Raw genomic sequence first — 19,130 nt, 5'->3', positions numbered from 1 at the left:
TGCCCCGGCCCGGCCCGCCGCGCCCCGCCCCGTCACACCCGCCCGGTGCGCAGCCGTACCGGTCCCAGCAGGCCGCTGACCCGCTGCCCGGGAAAGACGAAATGGGTCGGGCTCGTCGCGTCCAGGTGGGGCGCCAGCGTCCCGAACACGGTGATCTCCACAGCATTGGCCCCGGCCACCACCAGCCCCGTCAGATCGAACACGTACGGGGAACACACCCGCACTCCCGCTTCGGCGCCCCCGACCCGTACCTCGGCCGTGCCCCGGACCCGCCCGAGGTCCAGCCACAGCGGACCCGCCGCGGCATCGGCGGGCACGGTCACCACGCGGCCGTACCGCACTCCGCCGCTGTACTCGGCCAGCCCCTGGCCCTCCCAGTCGCCGAGCCGGATCCGTCCGGGGCCCACCGCGCAGCACACCGGACCGGCCAGCGCGGCACCGCCCTCGTACCCGGGGCGGGTCCGGACCCGCAGCGCCGCGGTCCGCGGTCCGCCGCGATCGGCGGGCGGCAGTTCGGCCGTCACGGTACGCACCCCCCGCGCGTCGACGGCGGTCGTGGCGGCGGGGCACGCGGAGCCGTCCACATGGACGGTGACCTCGCCGTGCACCGTCGCCGTCAACCGGCTCGTTCCGGGCGGCAGTTCGCACCACAGCCACTCCACACCGCCCCGGCTCCCCGGCACCGCGAACCGTACCGGCACCACCGTGCCGTCGTCGGCCTCCGGGTCCAGCCACGCGGCCCCCGGCAGCGGATGGGGGCGGCGGCGCAGGAACAGCGCGGCGGGATCACCCACCGGCTCGCGGCGTACCCGGACCGGCCCGCGCCCCCGCGCCCCCTCGGCCCACCAGTGGGAACCGCTGTGCAGCACCGCGATCCGCCCGCCGTGCCCGTCGACGAGGACCGCGTCGACCAGGACCGCGCGCTCGCCGTCGCCGGACGTCTCGACGGTGATGTCGTTGTCACCGGCACGCAGGGCCGCCGCCACGTCGTGCCGCCGCACACGCGGCACCGCGTGTGCGGCGTACGGGTCGAAACCGCCCTGCCTGCCCATGACCTGCCCGTTCACCCGCAGTACGCAGGGCGCCCGGGAGGCCACCTGGACGACGGCACGGGCGGGGGGCGCGGACAGCCGCAGTGTCGTGCCCATCGTTCCGGGGGCGTGGATCCACTCCGGGCGCCGGTAGCCCTCGGGATCGCGCACGAGCGCCAGATGTGCCCGCAGCTCACAGTCCTGATCGGGTGTCAGCTCCAGTTCGAGCAGATGGGCTCCGGCCGTCGCCCGCACCGGGCCCAGCGCGAGGTGGCCCCCGTCGTCGAGCGTCAGGATCGTGCCGTCGAGCCGGGCCCGCTTGGCCGCCGCGGCCCCGACCGCGAGGTGTCCGTCGAAGGGCGCGTCCAGGTGCAGCGCCACCCGCAGCCGCACCGTCTCTCCGGCGACCGCGGGGCCGAGGTGCGCGAACTCCTCCGGCACATGCCCCTTCGGCCCCAGCACCGCGCGATGCACCGGGTCCTTGTGGACGCCCAGGGTTTCCGACCATTCGAGCATCGAAGGGCCACCGTCCCGGCCGGGCCCCTCGCGGAGCACGACCGCGCGCGGGCCGAACGTCGCGTGCACCGTGGCCCGCGCCGGGCGGGCGGTACCGGAGGACGCGGCCCAGCCGTCCCGGAGGCCGTCCTCACCGGCCGCCTCCACCCGGTGCCCGAAGGTCCGGCACTCGGTGACGGGCGGACCGGTGGGCGGACCGGTCGCGGGGCGGGCGAAATCACCCCAGGTGTTGTCGAGCGTCGGGACGAGCACCATGTCCCACTCCGCGTCCGGGGGGATCTCCACGACGGTGGTACCCGGCCCGGAGCTCCGCGCCACGGGAGCCGCCGGCTCCCGGCCGTGGGCAGGGAGGACGCCGTGGGCAGGGAAGACCAGGACAGCCGCCGGTCCCGTATCGAAGGGGACATCGACCTCGACGGCCCGCGCGTCGTCGTCGGCGGGCAGCACCGGCAGCGTCCGGGGAGCGCCGCCGAACGGATCCACCAGAACGGCCGGGCCCTCCACGTCCCGCACCCGCACCCGGGCCCGCCGCGCGTACCGGCCGGGGTCGAAGTCGTAACGGGCGTCCAGCCAGCCCAGGGCGGCGCCCCGCTCGTCGGGGGCGGCGACCGCCGCACGCGTCGCCCGTGGGGCGGCCGCGGTCAGGAACACCACCGTAGCGCCGTCCACGCGCCGCGCGAGCGCGGGGACCGGGGCGCGGACGACCGGGTGCGCGCCGCCGAGAGCAGCGGCGAGCGGACGGTCCGGCTCGGCCGTCATCGGGACACGCACGGCCCGGCCGTCAGCGAAGCACGCCCGCAGCCCGGCCGAGGTGGCCGTGCCGGGACCGACCAACTGCTCGGGAAGGTCGCCCAGTGCGATCAACCGTCCGCCGGCGGAGGCGAATTCGACGAGCAGCCGAGCCGTCTCCCGTTCCAGGACGGTGCACGAGGGCAGCACGACGGTGGCGTACGCCTCGTCCGCGACCCGCAGTCGCACCCCGTCGTCGAGCCGGGAGACATGGGCGCGGGCCACGGACGCGTCGTCGATCACATCGGCGTCCAGGCCCAGGCGGTCCATTGCGCCCGGCCGGGTGCGGAACCAGGTCATGTCACCGACGAGTTCCAGATACACCGACTGGGCACGGGCCGCCGCGTCGTCGACGCCGTCCAGGGCGGTGCCCGCCTGGGCGGTGGTCGTGGGCAGCAGGATCGCGATGTCGCACAGATGGTGACCGAGGCTCAGGATCGCGCACAGCCGGGTCACGGCATCGGCGAAGACGCGGTGGTGACGCCAGTACGGCTGGCGCCAGTCGGTCGCGGGCGGCGCCCACTCCCACCAGCCGCCCTTGGTCGTGTAGTAGACGGCATGCGGGTTGTAGAGCGTGGCACCGGCCCGCAGCCACGGGAGCAGCCAGTCGAAGGTCTCCTCCAGCGTGCCGCCCCAGCCGGTGGAGTGGAAGGCCTCGATCCAGGTGCGGGGACGGCCGTAGAGGTGGGCGAGCGAGGAGTGGACACGGGCGTCCCCGTGGTGGTCGGAGCCGGGCGCGGAGTACCAGCGGTGGGTCCGCGGATAGTCGGCGTACAGCTCCACGCCCGCGACCGGGTGTCCGGCGCGCGCGGGGTCCTGCTGATCACAGCCGATGAGCAGCCCGTGTCGTTCGTGCCAGGCGGCCAGCGGCCGGAAGAACGCCTCCTCGGCCAGCTCGGCACGGGTCAGGTGATAGTCGCGGCGGATCCGGTGGACGTCCGGATCGGCACAGTCCTCGTACAGGGCGTCGAGCCGCTCGGTGATGTCGTACCCGCGAAGGCGCCGGAAGGCGTCGGCGAAGCCGGTGGACCAGGTGGGCAGGGAGGGCAGCTCGTCCTGGAAGGAGCCGACGACGACGGACCCGAGCCGGTCGCCGAGCCGGCGCTCGAACTCCCCGTGCACCCGGTCCAGCAGCGCCGCACAGGCCTCCGCGCCGAGATAGTCGAAGCCGAGCGCCCCGTGGTGATGGAGCGTCAGACGCCACCGGCCGGGGCCGGGTGCCCGTACGACCCCGTCGGCCACCGGGGCCGGGACGGCCGGACCGAGGCTCCGGCCGTCGCCGTCGAGCGGTTCGGCGCCGCCCGCGAGCGGCCGGCCGCCCGGCGGACACCACAGCTCGCCGGGCCGGTCCGCCGAGGACTCCACCACGGTCCGCACCCGGTCGAGACGGCGGCCCCCGTGGGCGGGCCGCTCGTCGACGAGACGTGCCTGCAGATCGGCGCCGGAGAAACCGAGCTGGTCGTAGAACCAGAGGCCGACACCCAGTGCGCGGGCGTCGTCGCACACCCCGTCGAGCAACGCCCACCACGCCTCGGAGAGAAACGGCGGGTCGTCGGCGTCGGAGCCGAACAGGGGCCCCGACGGTGCCAGGTCGAGGAGCACGAGCTGGTGCACCCCGCCCTGCGCGAAGCGCTCCAGCTGCGCCCGCAGCCGGGCCCGGTCGAGCCGCTCCCCGCTCCACCACCAGAGGGCGACCGGTGAGAAGGCGCGCGGCGGCCCGGCGAGGACCGCCGCGACACTCGGCGGGAGGAGCGGATGAGCCGGATGCGTCACAGGAGCTCCTCAGCCCTTGAGACCGCCCGCGAAGCCCTTGATCACATAGCGCTGGAGGACCACGAAGACGATCAGGATCGGTAGTGCGGCGAGCACCAGTCCGGCGAAGACGAGTCCGTAGTCCGAGACGTACTGGCCGACGAACGCGAAGATGCCGACCGGCACGGTCTCCTTGTCGGAACCGCCCAGATACAGCAGTGGGGTGAAGAAGTCGTTCCAGATGAACACCGCGTTCAGGATGATCACGGTGCCGGTGATGGGGCGCAGCAGGGGGAACACGATCCGGGTGAACGCCTGCCGGTGGTCGCAGCCGTCGATCAGCGCGGCCTGCGCGTAGTCCTGCGGCAGGGCGCGGATGAATCCGGTGTACAGGAAGACCGTGAACGGCAGCTGGATGCCGGTGTAGAAGAGCACCATGCCCTGGTACGTGCCGAGCCAGCCGAGGTCGTCGACCAGCCGGTAGAGCGGGATCATGCCGAGCTGGAACGGCAGCACGATCCCCAGCAGGAACAGGATGTACAGCCCGTAGCCGAGGCCGCGGGCACACCGGGCGAGGTAGTAGGCCCCCGTGGAGCCGAGGACGATGAGCAGCAGCAGGCTGACGGCCGTGATGACCGTGCTGTTGAGCAGGGCGGGCCCCAGTGACGCGGAGGACCAGGCGTCGCCGAAGTTGCCGAAGGTGGGCGGCGAGGGCAGCGAGAGGGGCGATTCGGAGATCTGCCGGGGGTCCTTCATCGCCAGCGTGACCAGGGCGTACACCGGGAACAGGAAGACGACGGCGACGGCGATCATGAGCAGTTCGAGGGCGTACTGCCCGTACTTCGGTCGGCGCCCCGTACGTCCGGGCTTCGCCTTCGCCGGGCCGCGGGCCGTTGCGGTACTCACGCGGTGACCTCCCTCGCACGCAGATACCGGAGCTGGACCAGCGAGACCGCGGCCACGAACAGTGCGAGGACCAGGGCCACAGCGGTGCTGTAGCCGAACTTCCCGTAGACGAACGCCTCCTTGTACAGGACGGTCGACAGCGTCTCGCTGGAGGTGCCCGGTCCGCCGTTGGTGGCGGCGTAGACCTGGTCGAAGAGCTTGAGGCCGCCGATGGTCGACAGCATCAGGTTGATCGTCAGTGCCGGGGCCAGGAGAGGCCAGGTGACATAGCGGAAGCGCTGCCAGGAGCCCGCCCCGTCGATCCGGGCGGCCTCGTGGAGTTCGGCGGGCACGCCCTGGAGCCCGGCCAGGAAGACGACCATCGAGTAGCCCGCGTACTGCCAGACCACCATCGCCGCGACGGACCAGAGGGCGAGTGACGGATTGCCGAGCCAGTCCTGGCGCAGTCCGCCGAGCCCGACCGCACCGAGGAGACCGTTCAGACCGGCGCCGTTCTCGGGGTTGTAGACGTACTTCCAGAGGATCGCGACCATGACCGGGCTGACCACGGCCGGTGCGAAGAAGACCAGCCGCAGTACCGCGCGCGACTTGATGCTGGTGTGGACGCCGAGCGCGAGCAGCAGGCCGATGCCGTTCTGGACGACGACCACGGCGAGGGTGAGGAGCAGCGTGTTGCTGACGGACTCCAGGGCCCGGCCGTCGTCGAGCAGGGCGCGGAAGTTGTCCGTGCCGGTGAAGGAGAAGCCGCCGATGCCGGACCAGTCGGTGAAGGCGTACATCACCCCGGCGAGGCTCGGGTAGAGCACGACGATGCCGTAGACGACCAGAGCCGGCACGACGAAGAGCCAGGGCGGGATGGTGTGATCGCGGTGCCGGACCCGGCGGCCGCGACCGGTGTCCGGTCCGTCGGCGGCCCTGCCCGCCGGGCCGGGGACGGTCTTCTCGGAGGTGCTCGTCACGACTTCTTCCCGTAGGCCTCGTCCATCTGTCCCAGGGCGCCGTCGACATCCGTCTTCCCCGCGAGGAGGTCCTGCACGGCGGCGAAATGGGCGGGCTGCACCTCGGCGTTGGGCCAGCTCTGGTCCATGAAGGGGACCGCCCGGTTGTCGTCGATGAGCGGCAGGAAGCCGTCGAGGGCCGGGTCGGTCCTCGTGGCGGCGTCGCGCTTGAACGGGATCGCGGCCACGGACCGCGCCCAGCGGTCGACGTTCTGCTGCCTCCCGAGGAACTCGACGAACGCCTTCGCCTCGGCCGAGTTCCTGGACCGCGCCGAGATCCCGAGCCCGACGACGATGCCCGCCGGGATCCACAGCTTCGCGGCGTCGTCACCGCCGGGGAAGGGGAACATGCCGAGGTCGTCCGGATTCCGGGCGGCCTGGCGGAAGTTGGCGAGCACGGCGGAGACCTGGACGGCCATCGCCGCCCTGCCGCTCGCGACCATCGAGGTCTGCTGCTCGTACGTCGTCCCGTTGGGGTTCTCGTTGAAGAAGCCCCGGCGTTGCAGCTCCTGGTACTTGCCCATCGCGTCGGCCCATCCGGAGTCCCGGAAGTGCGCCTTCCCGGAAGCCATCTCGGCGTCGAATGCGGGGTTCCGCGCATAGACGGCGTTGGGGACCAGCGCGTAGCTGATCAGCTGGGTGACCCAGGGAGTCTGCGTGCCGAGCGCGATCGGGATGATGCCCTTGGCCTTCAATTCCGCGCAGACGTCGAGGAGTTCTTTCCATGTCCTGGGCGGCTCGACCCCGGCCCTGGCGAAGGCCTTCTTGTTGTGGATGGCGCCGATGACGCTGCTTCCCGCCGAGTAGAGATACGTTTTTCCTTCGTGTCGGTAAGCCGGGTGGAAGTTCGACGGGACTTCCTTGGTCCACGACTGCTCGCTGAGATCGGCGAGCAGTCCGGCCTTGGCCAGCTCGACCATGGACATGGCGCTGCCGCTGCCGGGATAGAGCACATGCACATCGGGGGCGTTGCCACCGGCGAGCTGGGTGCGCAGCACCGTCTGCACCTGGTCCGTGGGCGCGAAGGAGGTGGCGAACTCCGCGTCGGGGTGGGATGTGCGGTAGCGGGCGACCAGCTCCTCGACCGGCTTCTGCTGGTCGGCGACGCCGACGAGACGCAGCTTGCCGGAACCTCCGGAATCCGAGCAGGCCGTCAGTACGGGCGAGAGGGCGGCGAGCGCCGCGGCCCCGCCGCCGATCCGGAGTAATCCCCGGCGGCCGAGCGTTCTTCGGTCCGGCCGGAAGCGAGAACCCGTCGTCATGGTGTGTCCTCCTCGTACGAACGGGCGAACGAAGGTTTCGCCGCCGGTTCCGATGTGCGTCGGCTCGGGGTGAGCGACGGCCGCGGCCGGGCCGCCTCGGGCGTCCCGGCACGGCCGCCCACCGGGGGATGGGTCGCGGTGAAGCGGTAGGCGCCCGAGGACACGCGGTAGAGCACGTGGTCGAAGGCGGCCGAGACGAACACGATGTGGGGGTCGTCGGCGCTCGGCACCAGCCCCGATTCACGGACCGAACCGGGGTCCGTCGTCGGCAGGTACACCTCGGCGGTGGCGCCGGGCGGCACCAGGACGCGCAGCGCGATCCGGCCGTCGTGCCGCTCCCAGGTCACCGTGACGGTGCCGCGGACCGACTCGTGGCGGGCGCTCGCGTGGCGGAGGCCACCGGGGCGCGGCCGGATCCGCAGCTTCCGGTAGCCCGTGGAGTCCGGCGCCTGGTCCAGTCCGGCGACACCGCGGTACAGCCACTCGCCGACCGAGCCGAGCGCGTAGTGGTTGAAGGAATTCATTGACGGCGCCCGGAATCCGGTGTCGGGCGTCCACCCGTCCCAGCGCTCCCAGATCGTCGTGGCGCCGTGCCGCAGCGGAAACCGCCACGACGGCACCTCGTCGCGGAGCAGCAGCGCATGGGCGAGATCGGCCCGGCCATGGGCATCGAGGACGGGCGCGGCGAGCGCCACCCCGAGGAAGCCGGTCAGCAGCGCGGGACCGGCCGACTCGACGAGCGCGGCGAGCCGGCGGGCGGCGGCACCGACGAGAGCGTCGGGCAGCAGCTCGAAGGCGAGCGCGAGGAGATACCCGGTCTGCGTGTCGCCCGCGACCCGCACGGAGACTCCGTCCGCGACCTCGGCGTCGGCTTCCTCGGCGGTGACGAAGCGCTCGGCGAACGTACGGCGGATGTCGTCCGCCAGCCGGTGGTAGCGCTCCCCGGCATCCTTCCGCCCCAGGACCTCTGCGGCCCGTGCGGTGAGCCGGGCACTGTGCGCGAAGTACGCGGTGGCGACGACCTCACGGGGGGTGGGGGTGCCCGGAGCGAGCCAGTCGGAGAAGTGCGGGCCCACCCGGTGGCGCCAGACCAGGTCCGGATTGTGGCGGTGGATCAGATCGACCCAGGCGCACATCGCCTCCAGGGACCGGGCGAGGAACCGGGGATCGTCGTAGACGCGGTACAGATGCCACGGAATGATCACCCCCGCGTCCGCCCAGCCGGGCGCGCCCTCGTCGGCGACGCCCACGAGACGCGGGGCGACATTGGTGAACCCGCCGTCGGGGGTGCGGGCGTCATCGATGTCGCGCAGCCACTTGGTGAAGAACGCGGCGACGTCCGCGTTGAGCGCGGCCGTCGGGAGGAAGACCTGCGCGTCGGCCAGCCAGCCGAGCCGCTCGTCGCGCTGCGGACAGTCGGTGGGCACGCTGACGAAGTTCGAGCGCTGCCCCCATGCCACACAGTCGTGCAGCCGCCTCAGCTCGGCGTCCGAGCAGTCGAACTCCCCGGCCCACGGGGTGTCGCTGTGCAGCGCCACGGCGACGACATCCGACTCGGCCAGCTCGGGCACACCGCTGATCTCCGCGTACCGGAACCCGTGATACGTGAAGCGCGGCTCGAAGACGATGTGCTCGCGGCCGTCCCCGATGAGCACGTCGGTCGCGGCCGCGGTGCGCAGATTGGCCGTGTACAGCCGCCCCGACCCGTCCAGCACCTCGGCGTGCCGGATCACCACCCGGGCCCCGGCGGCGAGATGACGGACCTTCAGCCTGATCCGCCCGGCGAGGTTCTGGCCGAAGTCGACGACATGGGTGCCGGGCAGGACACGTTCGACCGAGTACGGCCGCAGCTCGGCCATCGCCCGGACGGGCTCGTCGACGGATGCCACCAGCAGGTGGTGATCGGCCCCCGCGACCAGCGCCCGGGGCCAGCCGGAGTCGTCGAAACCGGGCAGCTCCCAGCCGTCGGCGGCACGCCGCAGATCGTGGCATTCGCCCTTCAGCAGATCGGCGTGGCGGATCGCGCCCGTGCCGGTGCGCCAGGTCCCGTCGGTGGCGACGACGGAGGCCCGGCCGTCCGGCCCGGTCAGGTGGAGTTCGGCCAGGAACTGGGGGGACGAACCGTAGTGCGCCCCGGACCGGCGCGGCTCGAAGCCCACGAAGCCGCTCCACCAGCCGTCGGCGACGGTGGCCGCGAGGACGTTCTCGCCCTCCCGCAGCAGGGCGGTGACGTCGTACGTCTGGTACTGGACGCGGTGGCGGTAGTCGGTCCAGCCGGGGGCCAGCTCGGCGTCACCGACCCGTTCGCCGTTGAGCCGCAGCTCGTACAGACCGTGCGCGCTGACATGGACGCGGCCCCGGGCACCGGCGGGCGCGGTGAAGGAGTGGCGCAACAGGGGGCACGGGGCGAGCCCGTGGTCGTCGAGCGCGAACTCGCCCTCGGTGGGGGCGTCCATGACGTCGACCGGACACGGGCCCTGGGCGATCCACGCGGCACACCACTCGTCCGCCCGGGTGAAACCGGTCTCGAACCACGAGTCGGCCTCGGACGGCGCATCCGATCCGGCCGGCCACACCGAGACCCGCCAGTGGAAACGGGTACGGCCGGGGAGCGCCGGGCCCGCGTAGTCGACGGCCGTGGCGCCGGGATCGGCGACCCGGCCGGTGTCCCAGAGAAGCCGGCCGCCGTCCTCCAGGTCCCCGGCGTCCTCGGTGACACGGACCCGGTACGCCACCGGGTCGTCACCCCGGAGGTCGGAGGCCAGACGCCAGGACAGCCGGGGCGCGGGTTGGTCGATGCCCAGCGGGGTGATGCGGTGCTCGCAGCGCAGCGCGTACGGCCGCAGAGTCCGGACGCCAGGACGGCCCGCCGTCCGGCCCTCGGCGGGATGGCGGGCGGGTACACCCGCTGCCGGGGAACCGGACACAGCACGTCCTTCCGTCGTACCGAATTTCCCGATGTGAAATCTAACGTTAATTCTGTGGCGTGGAGACTATGAGCAGCTCCGAGGGGTGTCAAGGGTGGTGCCGGTCTGTCGTCGACCATGGCGAAAATGGTTGGTGTATCCCCAACTAACCACCTGTGAACGGCAAAATGACCATGCGTGGCTAGTCTTGTGGCGCATGATTCCCTTGTGATATTCACGCTGTGATTACCACATGGACGGGCGTGAAATCACGCGCCGATCCCACCTCGTACCGGACGGAATTCCGTTCGACGAAGGGACGAGTTTCATGCAAATGAACAGTGGGTCAGGTGGTACTGGAGTGTTCGGAAGACGGTCGATGCTCGGCGGAACGGTCGGCATCGCCCTGGCCGCGGCCGGTCTGTCGGCGGGCAGGGCCTGGGGCGACACACTCTTCCACGAGAACCCGTTCACCCTGGGGGTGGCCTCCGGCGACCCGTGGCCGGACGGGGTCGTGCTGTGGACCCGACTGGCCCCCCAGCCCCTCGCGCCCGACGGAACCGGAGGCATGCCGCCGTCCGCCGTCGACGTGCAGTGGGAGGTGGCCCGCGACGACCGCTTCCGCTCCGTCGTACGCCGGGGACAGGCCCGCGCGGTGCCCGAACTCGCCCACTCCGTCCATGTCGAGGTCTCCGGACTCCAGCCCGACCGGCACTACTACTACCGCTTCCGGGCCGGCGGCGTGCTCAGCCCCGTCGGTCGTACCCGCACCGCACCCCCGCCGACCAGCCGGCCCAAGGAGCTCGACTTCGCCTTCGTCTCCTGCCAGGCGTGGTTCGAGGGTTTCTACACCGCCTACCGGCACCTCGCGGAGGAGGACGTCGACCTGGTCCTGCACCTCGGCGACTACATCTACGAGAACGCCATCGACGCCATGGGCGGCGTACGCAACGTCCCCGTCGCGGCCGAACTGCGGCCCGAGCCGATGAACCTCGTCCAGTACCGCAACCGCCACGCCCTCCACCGCTTCGACCCCGACCTGATCGCCGCCCACCAGGCCCACCCGTTCGCCCTGGTCTGGGACGACCACGAGGTCGAGGACAACTGGGCGGGCGACAAGTCCAAGGCGGACAACGAACCCGACCAGGACCCGGCGGTCTTCCGCGAACGCGCCGCGGCCGCCTTCCAGGCGTACTACGAACACCTGCCGCTGCGGCTGCCGAACAAGCCCAACGGCTTCGAGGCCCGGATGTACCGCCGACTGCGCTACGGGCGGATGGCCACCTTCCACATCCTCGACACCCGCCTCTTCCGCGACGACCAGCCCTGCGGCGACGGTACCAGGAGCGGCTGCGACGAACGGCTGACGCCCGGCCGTACCATCCTCGGACCCGAACAGGAGCAGTGGCTGTACAACGGCCTCGGACGTTCCGACACGACGTGGAACATGATCTCCCAGCAGATCCCCGTGACCCAGGTCGACACCGACCCCGGCCCCGGCCAGGCCTTTGTGATGGACTTCTGGGACGGCTACGTGGACGCCCGCCGACGGCTGTTCAAGCAGCTCACCGACCGCAGCGTGAGCAACCCCGTCGTCCTCACCGGCGACATGCACCGCCACCTCGCCGCCAACCTCAAGCAGGACTTCGACGACCCGGGGTCGCCCACGCTCGGCGTCGAATTCGTCGGCTCGTCCATCTCCACCACCAAGGACGGGACGGATCTGGACCCCTCCGGCGCCAAGCTGCTCGCCGCCAACGACCACATCAAGTTCACCAATTTCCAGCGTGGCTACGTACGCTGCTCACTGACCCGGGAGCAGTGCCGAGCCGACTTCCGGGTGCTCCCGTACGTCACCACCCCCGGCGCGCCCGTCTCGACCCGGACCTCCTACGTGACCGAGGCCGGCCACCCGGGACTCCAGCAGGCCTGAGGGAACGCGACCGCCCCCTGCCGCCGGAGCGACAGGGGGCGATCCGTGTCCGGGCGGGCGTCACCACCTGCCCGGAGAGGGCTGTGCCGGGGTCAGGCGCTCCCGCCGTTCAGCGGCGGGTAGGCATTGCGCACCAGCTCCTGGAACTGCGCCGAGAACCAGTGGCCCGCGAGCGGGGCACCCGGCAGGGCTCCGGACGGGTTGTGGCCGTTGCGGCCGTTCCCGGTGTACGTCGGATCGCACATCCGGTCGAAGCCCTTGCCCTCGTCGTTGTCGACGGGCTGGCTGTTGCCGTCCGACTCGCCCGGCGGCTTCGCCCAGACATAGGCGTCGATGCCCGGCTCGGGGGCGGCGGCCGGCCGTTCGCCGATCCCCGCGCCGCTCTGGTTGCACCAGTTGCCGGCATGGATGCGCCGGTCCACCCGGCCGCCGTCGACATAGGCGTCCACACCGGTCAGCGGCCCCGCGGCGGTGGGCCGGGCGGAGCCGCCCCAGCCGTTGCGCGCGGTGTCGATCAGCATGCCGATGTCCGAGGCGAAGCCCTGGTTCACCAGCTCGGTGCGCAGTGCCTGGGCGAACGACAACTCATCGACGTAGTAGTTCCAGTCCACCCACTTGGACTGGCGTACCGTCGTTCCGTTCACCGTGTCGGTGATCTTGACGTAGGGCTCCTTCAGGGCCGAGTAGTTGGCCGTGTTGACGATGAATCCGTGGACGTCGGAGACCGCCGCCCCTTCCGTGGTGGCGGCCTTCTTGAACTCCTGCGCCGCCGGTACGAAATTGGAGTCCCAGCCGAGCCAGCCGTGGTGGGCGGCATCGACGTAGTTGTAGACGTTGGGGATCGCCCCCAGGGTGTGCAGGGCGTAGCCGACGCCCTTCTCGTAGTTTCCGTTCGCCTTCATGGTCGCGCAGGCCTCGGTGGAGCCGTCCGAGCCGCCGGCGTTGGTCACCAGGTTCGGCAGCGAGTCCGGCTCGATGAGGGTGACGATGCGCAGTCCGGCGTAGGCCGGGTCGGCGAGGATGTCGGCGATGGGGTCGATGTACTCGTTCTTGTACCGGTCGATCTCGGTGGCTCCGAGCTCGCCGTTGGAGGCCAGCGCGGCGCAGTCCCGGCCCGGCAGGTCGTAGACGACCACCTGGAACAGGTCGGCGCCCTGTGCCAGTGCCGTGTCGAGATGCGCGCGCAGCCCCCGTGCGCCCGCCGTGCCCGCGATGGCGGCGATGCGGTCCATCCAGACGAACGAGGGTTCGTCGGCGATGGCTCCGCCGCCCGGTTCGGCGGCGGCCCTGGCGGACCAGTCGGGGTTCACATAGGGGGTGGCGCCCGCGTAGGGGTTGTCGACCCGGCCGGCCGCCGACGCCGGTGCGGGAAGGGCGACCGTCAGCGCCGCGCCCAGCGCGAGGGCGGAGAGCGCGGCGAGCCTTCGGCGTGTTCCGCGCGAAGTGGTGCCTGTCCTTCTCATTGCGGCTCCAAGTTTTCTCGGGTGCCCGTGGGTGGTCGGTCCACGGGCCTCGGGGATGTGTCGTGACCGGGGCAGCGGCTCGGGGTGCGCTGCCCCACACCGCGCCCCCGGTGCGGGGGGTGACCATCGGTGTGGCGTGGTGGGGGAGAGGTGCCGGGCGAGGAGCGGAGTGCGCACGGTGCGGAACGGGTCCCGCGGACGACGGAACCCGGCCTTCAGGAACGCTCCCGCAGCCGGACGCACGACCGTCCCTGTGTGCGACTCTTGACTGTGGGAGCGCTCCCAAGGTGACGCAGTGACGCGCACCTGTCAAGAGTTGAATCGGTGCGGGACGGCGGACGCCCCCTCCATCGACGGATGGAGGGGGCGTCGGAACGCGTTCTGGTTCCCGGCCGGTAAGGGGGTGGCGAGGGCCGTGGCTCAGGACTGGCGCGTCGCCGCCATCCCCAGGGTGATCAGGCCGAGCACCACCCAGCCGAACCAGAGCCAGCCGCTGCTCCCCAGCGCCACCGTGTACGCGGTGACCACGACCAGGGCCGTCAGCGTGAGCACTCCCATGGCCTTCGTGGATCCGGACATGCCCGCACCCTCCTCGCCGGCCGTGCGGCCGTGGATGCCATCGTCACCCCTGAGGCGGCTCCACCGCTACCGCCCGCGCGCCTGCAATGAGGCGAGATAGGCGTTGTACGCCTGCAACTCCTGGTCACCGTCGCGGTCGGCCGCGCGGTCGGAGCGCTTCGCCGTCCGCTGCTCGGAGCGGTACCACTGGAAGACCAGCGCGATCAGCACCAGCACCGACGGGATCTCGCTGAAGGCCCAGGCGATCCCGCCCGCCCAGCCCTGGTCGCTCAGCGCGTCGATGCCCAGCGAGGCCGGCGGATGCTGGTACGTCCCCACCATCGGCGTCGTCGCCATCATCAGCGCGATGCCGAAGAACGCGTGGAACGGCATCCCGGCGAACAGCTCCAGCATCCGCATCACATAGCCGGGCCGGTGCGGCCCCGGGTCGACGCCCATGATCGGCCAGAAGAACACCAGGCCGACCGCGAGGAAGTGCACCATCATCGCGATGTGACCGGTCTTCGAGCCCATCAGGAAATCGAAGAGCGGGGTGAAGTACAGGCCGTACAGGCTGGCGATGAAGAGCGGGATCGTGAAGACCGGATGCGTGATGACCTTCATGTACCGGCTGTGCAGCAGCTTGAGCAGCAGCTCACGCGGGCCGGTGCGGCCACGGCCCGCGACCGGCAGCGCGCGCAGCGTCAGGGTCACCGGAGCACCCAGCAGCAGCAGGATCGGCGACAGCATGCTGATCACCATGTGCTGCACCATGTGCACACTGAACATGACCATGCCGTAGTCGTTGAGCTTGGTGCACATCACCAGGGCGATGCTCAGCACACCGACGACGAAGAACACGATCCGGCCGGCCGGCCAGCTGTCCCCGCGTCTGCGCAGCCGCAGCACGGCGTACGTGTACAGGCCGATGGCGAGGACGCAGCCGATGAGGAAGAACGGGTCCGCGGAGAATTGGAGCCCACGTCCCAGCGTGAACGGCGGCAGGTCCATGTCCATGCCGTGCCCGCTGTGATCCATCTGTTCACTCCTGCTGGGGACGTCCCCGTTTCGTGCCGGTTGTCCCGACCAGAGTAGAACCGCCCCCGGTCGCGGCTGCGACCGGGGGCGGTTCGTCGGACGGGGTGTCGCTCAGAGCACGCACTCGGCCTCGGCGTACCGCTCGGCCGGGACGGTCTTCAGCGTCTCCACGGCCCGGCCCAGCGGCACCATCACGATGTCCGTGCCGCGCAGCGCCGTCATCATGCCGAACTCACCGCGGTGCGCCGCCTCCACCGCGTGCCAGCCGAAGCGGGTGGCGAGCACCCGGTCGTACGCGGTCGGCGTACCGCCGCGCTGCACATGGCCGAGGATCACCGGGCGGGCCTCCTTGCCGAGTCGCCGCTCCAGCTCGCTGGAGAGTCGCGTGGCCAGGCCGGCGAATCGCTCGTGCCCGTAGATGTCCTTGGTGCCCTGCTCGATCTCCATGGACGAGCCCTCGCGGGGCTTGGCGCCCTCGGCGACGACCACGATGGCGAACTTCTTGCCGGCCGAGAAACGCTCCCCGACCACCTCGGTCAGCTCGTCGATGTCGAACGGGCGCTCCGGCACGACGATGGCGTGCGCGCCGGCCGCCATGCCCGAGTGCAGGGCGATCCAGCCGGTGTGACGGCCCATGACCTCGACGATCAGCACCCGCTGGTGCGACTCGGCGGTCGTCTTCAGCCGGTCGAGCGCCTCCGTCGCGACACCGACGGCGGTGTCGAAGCCGAAGGTCACGTCCGTGGAGGCGATGTCGTTGTCTATGGTCTTCGGTACGCCGACGATCGGCAGACCCGCCTCGGAGAGCAGATTGGCCGCTTTCAGCGTGCCCTCGCCGCCGATCGGGATGATCGCGTCGAGACCGAGATCGGAGACATGGCCCCTGGCCTGTTCCACGCCACCGCGCAGATGGGCGGGCTGGACCCGGGAGGAGCCGAGGATCGTGCCGCCCCGGGCGAGGATGCCGCCGACCGCGTCGAGGTCGAGCTTGCGGAAGTCGCACTCAAGGAGGCCCTTCCACCCGTCGTGGAAGCCGATGACCTCGTCGCCGTGGTCGACCACCGCGCGGTGCACGACGGAACGGATGACGGCATTGAGGCCGGGGCAGTCGCCGCCGGAGGTGAGCACACCAATTCGCATTGCCCGGGAAACCTTTGCAACGTGGGCCGACGACCGGACCACGTCGTCCGGTTGGATCCCCGCCACCCTACCGGCGCAGGGTGGCGGGACCGAACCGGGCGTCCGCCTGCTGGACTCCGCTCAGACGAGCGAACGCAAGGGCGTCTGATCGTCGAACGTCCGGCGCCTCATCAGGCGGGCTGCGTGGCCGAGGCGATGCGCTCGGCGCGCAGCGCCTCGTACCAGCGGTCGTCCGTCGGCGGCAGCGCGTTCACATCGAGGGCCAGCTTCAGCAGCAGGTCCGCGATGTGCGGGTTGCGCGCCATCACAGGGCCGTGCATGTACGTACCGAAGACGGTGTCGTTGTACGCGCCCTCGGTGCCGTCGCCGGTGCCGTTGCCCCGGCCGAACTGCACCCGGGCGAACGGCCGTGCCGTCGGTCCGAGATGGGTGACGCCCTGGTGGTTCTCGAAACCGGTCAGCGGCGGCAGGCCGAGCTGCGGGTCGATGTCGGCCAGTACGTCACCGACGCACCGGGCCCCCTCGCCACGAGTGGAGACCACGTCGAGCAGCCCGAGGCCGGGCTCGCGCTCACCGAGGTCGTTGATGAACTCGTGGCCGAGGATCTGGTAGCCGGCGCAGACCGAGAAGATGATCGCGCCGTTCGACGCGGCCCGGCTGAGCCCGCCGTCGCGGCGCAGCCGCTCCGCGGCAAGCCGCTGCGGCCGGTCCTCACCGCCGCCGATCAGATAGATGTCGCCGGACGTCGGGATCGGCTGGTCGCTGCGCACGTCGACGCGCTGCACGTCGAGACCGCGCTGCCGGGCCCGGCGCTCCACCACCAGCGCGTTGCCCTGGTCGCCGTAGGTGCTGAGGAGGTCGGGGTAGACCCAGACCAGACGCAGACCGTTGTTGCTCATGCTTCGTCCTCTCCGGAGGTGGCCGGACCCGGGGTCAGTTGCCGACACGACGGCGCAGATCCTGGAAGGCGGTGTAGTTGGCGATGACCTCGATACGGCCGGGCGGGGACTGCTGCACGGCCTCGTCGAGGTTCTCGCAGACCCGGAAGTCGAGTCCGGCCACTTCGAGGCGGACCGCCAGGTCCAGCTTGCGGTCGCCGAGCACGAAGATCGGGTGACCGGCGAGCTGGGTGTAGTCCACGTCCCACAGCCAGGAGGTGTCCGTGCCGTCGGCGCCGCGGGCGTTGACGGAGAGGATCACCGGCGTGGGCGGCGGGTCGATCAGGGAGAACGTCTCGAGCCAGCCCGCGGGGTTCTTCGCCAGCAGCAGCCGCAGCTCACGGCCGAGGAAGGACACCACGTCGTAGCGGCCCGCGACGGCCTGCACCTGGTACATCCGCTCCAGCGCGACCTGTGGCGGCACACCGAAGACGGCGGCCACGGCGGCGGAGCTGGTGGCGTTGGCCTTGTTGGCGCGGCCGGGCAGCTGGAGGTGGATCGGCCAGGCCGAACCGTGCGGGTCCAGGACGTAGTCGCCGTGCAGGACCCAGCTGGGAGCGGGCCTGCGGAATCCGCACTCGCCGCAGAACCAGTCGTCGCCGGGGCGCTGCATCACACCGCCGCAGGCGGGGCAGGACCAGGCGTCGTCCTTCCACGCCTGTCCCGCCGCGACCCACACCACATTGGGGGAGGAGGAAGCGGCCCAGACGATCAGCGGGTCGTCGGCGTTCGCGACGATCACGGCCTTCGAGCCGGACAGCCCTTCACGCCACTTCTCCGCCAGCATCCGGGTCTCGGCCGCGCGGTCCAGCTGGTCGCGGGAGAGGTTGAGCAGCGCGATCACCTTGGGCGTCGTGTCACGCGCGACCCCGGCGAGGTACTTCTCGTCGACCTCGATCACGCCGTACTGCGCGTCCGAGCCGCCCGCCAGCGCCGAGGTGATACCCGCCGGCATATTGGCGCCGAGCGCGTTCGACACCACCGGGCCGGCGGCCCGCAGCGCCTCGGCGATCAGCCGGGTCGTCGTCGTCTTGCCGTTCGTCGCCGACACGAGGATCACGTCCAGGTGCTGCGCCAGCCGCCCCAGCAGGTCGGGGTCGAGCTTGAGCGCCACCCGGCCGCCGATCACCGATCCGCTGCCGCGCCCTGCGGCGCGTGACACCGCCGCCGCGGCCTTGCCCGCCGTCACGGCCAGCTTGGCCCGCGGCGACAGCGGCTCCGTGTTGCCTGCCATCGTCCTAGATCCTCCTTGCATCGGTCCACGCCCAGCCTATCGATGTCCGGCGCGGCGACCGCACCCTGGCACCGCCGGGAAGGTGGAGGTCGCGTGGAACGTACGATTGCGGCCATGCGAAACCGCCCGATCCCCGGCAGTTCCGGACTGATTCGTGCCATGAGCCTGCTCGGTGATCCGGTGCTGCACGGCATCTGTGAACCCGTCACCGACTTCGGTCCCTCGCTCGCCCGGCTCGTCGAGGACATGTACGCCACCATGTACGCGGCCGAGGGCGTCGGCCTCGCGGCCAACCAGATCGGCGTTCCGCTGCGGGTGTTCGTCTACGACTGCCCGGACGACGAGGACGTCCGCCATCTCGGCCATCTCGTCAACCCGAGGCTCGTCGAGGCCGACGGCATCACCGTACGCGGTCCGGAGGGCTGTCTCTCGCTGCCCGGCCTCGAAGCCGGCACCCCGCGGTTCGACCGGGCCGTCGTCGAGGGGCTCACGGTCGACGGCGAACCGGTCCGGGTCACCGGCACCGGCTTCTTCGCGCGGTGCCTCCAGCACGAGTGCGACCACCTCGAAGGCGCGGTCTACACGGACCGGTTGACCGGGCTGCGCCGCAGGAAGGCGCTGCGCGCGGCCCGCCGGGCGCCCTGGGCGCGCACCGGCTGACCACTC

General features: G+C 71.4%; 12 protein-coding genes and 1 pseudogene. 2 read left to right on the top strand and 11 right to left on the bottom strand.

Annotated elements, in window-relative coordinates; translation table 11 throughout:
- Positions 1-32: 32 nt before the first annotated feature.
- Genes GA0115234_RS38355 through GA0115234_RS38335 form a run of 5 tightly spaced genes read right to left on the bottom strand, consistent with a single transcriptional unit; the run spans position 33 to position 10,181 of the window.
- Positions 33-4,109, bottom strand: coding sequence for a glycosyl hydrolase (locus tag GA0115234_RS38355; RefSeq protein ID WP_093551013.1), 4,077 nt, complete (start codon positions 4,107-4,109; stop codon positions 33-35).
- A gap of 9 nt (positions 4,110-4,118) precedes the next feature.
- Positions 4,119-4,994 (bottom strand): carbohydrate ABC transporter permease, encoded by an 876-nt coding sequence (locus tag GA0115234_RS38350; RefSeq protein ID WP_256088917.1) that lies wholly within the window; start codon positions 4,992-4,994, stop codon positions 4,119-4,121.
- Positions 4,991-5,953 (bottom strand): carbohydrate ABC transporter permease, encoded by a 963-nt coding sequence (locus tag GA0115234_RS38345; RefSeq protein WP_256088916.1) that lies wholly within the window; start codon positions 5,951-5,953, stop codon positions 4,991-4,993. Before GA0115234_RS38345 ends, GA0115234_RS38350 begins: the two co-directional genes overlap by 4 nt.
- Positions 5,950-7,254, bottom strand: a complete 1,305-nt coding sequence (locus GA0115234_RS38340) for an extracellular solute-binding protein (protein WP_093551011.1) — start codon at positions 7,252-7,254, stop codon at positions 5,950-5,952. Before GA0115234_RS38340 ends, GA0115234_RS38345 begins: the two co-directional genes overlap by 4 nt.
- Positions 7,251-10,181, bottom strand: a complete 2,931-nt coding sequence (locus GA0115234_RS38335) for an alpha-L-rhamnosidase (protein ID WP_093551009.1) — start codon at positions 10,179-10,181, stop codon at positions 7,251-7,253. The genes GA0115234_RS38340 and GA0115234_RS38335 overlap by 4 nt, the downstream gene beginning before the upstream one ends.
- 313 nt (positions 10,182-10,494) lie before the next feature.
- On the opposite strand from GA0115234_RS38335, the gene GA0115234_RS38330 reads away from it, so the two are divergent.
- Positions 10,495-12,093 carry an alkaline phosphatase D family protein gene (locus GA0115234_RS38330; protein ID WP_370804737.1) on the top strand — a complete coding sequence of 533 codons (1,599 nt, stop codon included), beginning with the start codon at positions 10,495-10,497 and terminating at the stop codon, positions 12,091-12,093.
- Positions 12,094-12,194: 101 nt separating this feature from the next.
- Here GA0115234_RS38330 and GA0115234_RS38325 read toward each other — a convergent pair.
- From GA0115234_RS38325 to GA0115234_RS38305, 6 genes and pseudogenes are all read right to left on the bottom strand, one after another.
- A pseudogene (locus tag GA0115234_RS38325) lies at positions 12,195-13,556 on the bottom strand (glycoside hydrolase family 6 protein); the annotation flags it as partial.
- A gap of 420 nt (positions 13,557-13,976) precedes the next feature.
- Positions 13,977-14,135, bottom strand: a complete 159-nt coding sequence (locus GA0115234_RS41665; protein WP_107405846.1) for a hypothetical protein — start codon at positions 14,133-14,135, stop codon at positions 13,977-13,979.
- A 66-nt stretch (positions 14,136-14,201) separates the two neighbouring features.
- The gene (locus GA0115234_RS38320; protein ID WP_093551004.1) at positions 14,202-15,152 is read right to left on the bottom strand and encodes a cytochrome c oxidase assembly protein; all 951 of its coding nucleotides are present in this window, start codon (positions 15,150-15,152) and stop codon (positions 14,202-14,204) included.
- A 111-nt stretch (positions 15,153-15,263) separates the two neighbouring features.
- Entirely contained in the window at positions 15,264-16,292 is a 1,029-nt protein-coding gene (locus GA0115234_RS38315) for a 6-phosphofructokinase (RefSeq protein WP_093551002.1), read from the bottom strand.
- A 170-nt stretch (positions 16,293-16,462) separates the two neighbouring features.
- Positions 16,463-17,191 carry a type 1 glutamine amidotransferase gene (locus GA0115234_RS38310; RefSeq protein ID WP_093551000.1) on the bottom strand — a complete coding sequence of 243 codons (729 nt, stop codon included), beginning with the start codon at positions 17,189-17,191 and terminating at the stop codon, positions 16,463-16,465.
- A gap of 34 nt (positions 17,192-17,225) precedes the next feature.
- Positions 17,226-18,464: a Mur ligase family protein gene (locus GA0115234_RS38305; protein ID WP_093550998.1), complete on the bottom strand. Its 1,239-nt coding sequence runs from the start codon at positions 18,462-18,464 to the stop codon at positions 17,226-17,228.
- A 114-nt stretch (positions 18,465-18,578) separates the two neighbouring features.
- Between GA0115234_RS38305 and def the strand changes: the two genes are divergently transcribed.
- A complete protein-coding gene (def, locus tag GA0115234_RS38300) occupies positions 18,579-19,124 on the top strand; it encodes a peptide deformylase (protein WP_176729390.1) in 546 nt (181 codons plus the stop codon).
- The last annotated feature ends 6 nt before the right edge of the window (positions 19,125-19,130 follow it).

Source organism: Streptomyces sp. DvalAA-43 (assembly GCF_900091725.1).
Classification (GTDB): domain Bacteria; phylum Actinomycetota; class Actinomycetes; order Streptomycetales; family Streptomycetaceae; genus Streptomyces; species Streptomyces pulveraceus.
The sequence above is the reverse complement of the archived record's forward strand: the minus strand, read 5'-3'. Positions and strand labels throughout refer to the sequence as shown.